The 1,377-nt window shown below is 37.9% G+C and carries 1 protein-coding gene; it reads left to right on the top strand.

Features of this window, described 5'->3' with window-relative positions; all coding sequences use genetic code 11:
* Window positions 1–147: 147 nt before the first annotated feature.
* On the top strand, window positions 148–1,140 hold the full coding sequence (locus tag BUA88_RS15815; RefSeq protein ID WP_143151469.1) for an IS30 family transposase: 993 nt from the start codon (window positions 148–150) through the stop codon (window positions 1,138–1,140).
* The last annotated feature ends 237 nt before the right edge of the window (window positions 1,141–1,377 follow it).

The raw sequence follows: 1,377 nt of genomic DNA on the forward strand, positions 1-1,377 counted from the left end.
GCAACGAGCTGTCGCAATTGCATTAATTATGATGATTGCGAAATCCATAACTTATGCGGAAACAAGCATTGCAAGAGAAAATGCAAGCAATGTTTCACTTTTAGACGACGCGTCACATGCCCATCTGAAGATTTTTTTACATGCGATATTCCTTTCAAGCCACCATATGTTTGTAACGGTTGCGAGAATCGCCCCACTTGCCATCTTGAAAAGCATGTATACCATGCCCGAAAGGCTCAAACCACATACGAAGCCACTCTCGTACGCTCACGTGTCGGAATCAACCTGACACCACAAGAATTGGATGAACTTAATTCTATGATTTCCCCTTTGATTAAAAAGGGACAACCATTGAGTCACATTTTCGCTGTTCATGCTGATGACATACCTGTTTGTAGAAGAACACTCTACAATTATCTGGATCAACGAGTTTTTGATGCTAGAAATATTGACTTGCATAGACGTGTTCGCTACAAAAAGCGTCGCGCTAAACATTCTGTTTCAAGAGACATAACCCAACGTTATAGAAACAAACGTACTTATAAAGATTTCGAATTCTACATGGAACATCATCCAGATGCATCAGTTGTAGAATTGGACACTGTTAAAGGAACTCGAGAAACCGGCAAATGTCTTTTGACGCTTTTATTTAGAAGCTGCAATTTCATGCTCATTATTCTCCTTCCTAGGTGTTCTCAGGAATGCGTAATCAACGCCATTAATAATCTTGTTGAGACTATTACTCTACGACTTTTTAGAAAATATTTTGAAGTCATTCTCACTGATAATGGTGCAGAATTTAAAAATCCATGGGATATCGAGAAAGGCCCTGATGGAAAGCATCGATGCTATGTATTCTACTGTGATCCATATGCATCTAATCAAAAAGGGAAATTGGAAAAGAATCATGAATACATTAGATATGTGATTCCTAAAGGAAAGAGCATGCAAAACTTTACTCAAGCTGATATGAACAAACTCGCCAGCCACATCAACTCAACTGCTAGAGACAGCTTAAATGGTGCGACTCCATTTGCACTTTCAAAGCTACTTATCGACAAAAAAATTCCGATTCTAACAGGACAATATGAAGTCTCGCCAGACGACATCCTATTAAAACCGGAACTCTTAGAAAAATAATATTTTAGAGCAGACAGGTAACCACTCAATCATCATTTTTACTTAATGACGGGTGGAATTTACTTTTGCTCAATTATTTCCAGTCGTCTGTTTGCCATGCAAACAAACAGACTCTGTAAAACGATTTTATCACGTTTTACAGAGTCGTCAAATGTAGTTTTGATTGTAAATAATTGTAAAAAACTCAACTGAGGCGTTTTTGATGTTCTTTGCCGGAAGTTAGTTTTTCATTTGAGC

It is taken from the genome of Pseudobutyrivibrio xylanivorans DSM 14809 (genome assembly GCF_900141825.1).
Lineage (GTDB): Bacteria > Bacillota > Clostridia > Lachnospirales > Lachnospiraceae > Pseudobutyrivibrio > Pseudobutyrivibrio xylanivorans.